Consider the following 1,081-nt stretch of genomic DNA (forward strand, 5'->3'; position numbering starts at 1 on the left):
CTTGAAGCCGGTGAGGGTCTCGATGCACGTCACGCCGTACGCGGCCGCGAGCGTGGCCAGAGCGCGGGAGCTGACCACCGTCGTCGCGACCGGGCCGGGGCGGGTACGCAGCACATGGTCGGCAAGGAGCAGCCCGATTTCATCGCCGGTGAGGATGCGCTCGCCCACCGCGACCGCACAGCGATCCGCATCCGGGTCGTTGGCGATGACCACGTCGGCGGCCACCGCCCGGCCGAGGGCGAGGACCCGGTCCATCGCCCCAGGCTCCTCGGGGTTCGGGAACGCCACGGTCGGGAAGTCCGGGTCGGGTCGCGCCTGCTCGGGGACCATGAACGGTGGGGCGAACCCCGCGCGGGTGAACACAGCACGCAGCGTGTCCGCACCGACGCCGTGCAGCGGTGTGTAGGCCACCCGGAGGTCCGTGGCGACGCTCGTGTCGTCCGTCGTATCGCTCGTGGGCGACAGCGCTGCCGCCGCCTCGAGGTAGCTGGACCGGATCTCGTCACCGAGTCGCGTCCAGTCATCGCTCAAGGGGATGGACGCGGCCGGTCCGACGGCGTCGATCGCGGCTTCGATCATCGTGTCGACCGGAGCGATGATCTGCGCTCCGTTTGCCGGGTCTGCGGCCGGTGCGCCCAAGTAGACCTTGTACCCGTTGTCGGTCGCCGGATTGTGGCTGGCGGTAACCATGATCCCGGCGTCCGCGCCGAGCTGGCGCACCGCGAAGGCGAGCACCGGCGTGGGTACCGGCACCGGCAGCAGGGCGGCCCGTAGTCCCGCGCCGGCCAGCACCCGGACGCTGTCGAGCGCGAACCGCTCACTGCCGTGCCGGGCGTCCGCGCCGACGACGACCAGCGGCGCTGCCCGGCCCGGATCCGGCGAGCGCAGCCACGCCGCGAGTCCCGCCGCCGCACGTCGGACGACCGCGGTGTTCATCCCGGCGGGACCGGCGCGAAGGGGCCCCCGCAGCCCCGCCGTGCCGAACCGGAGGGCACCGGAGAATCGGGCCCGCAGGGCCGGAAGGTCACCGGCTTCGAGCGCACGGGTGAGTTCCGCACGGTCGGCGGGCTCGGGGTCACCC

At 73.4% G+C, this 1,081-nt stretch carries 1 protein-coding gene; it reads right to left on the reverse strand.

Annotated elements, in window-relative coordinates; translation table 11 throughout:
- Nucleotides 1-1,081: phospho-sugar mutase (locus U9980_RS18815; RefSeq protein ID WP_322769118.1), on the reverse strand; the 1,081-nt coding region annotated here is incomplete at both ends.

Source organism: Protofrankia sp. Cr1, from assembly GCF_963555865.1.
Taxonomy (GTDB): domain Bacteria; phylum Actinomycetota; class Actinomycetes; order Frankiales; family Frankiaceae; genus Protofrankia.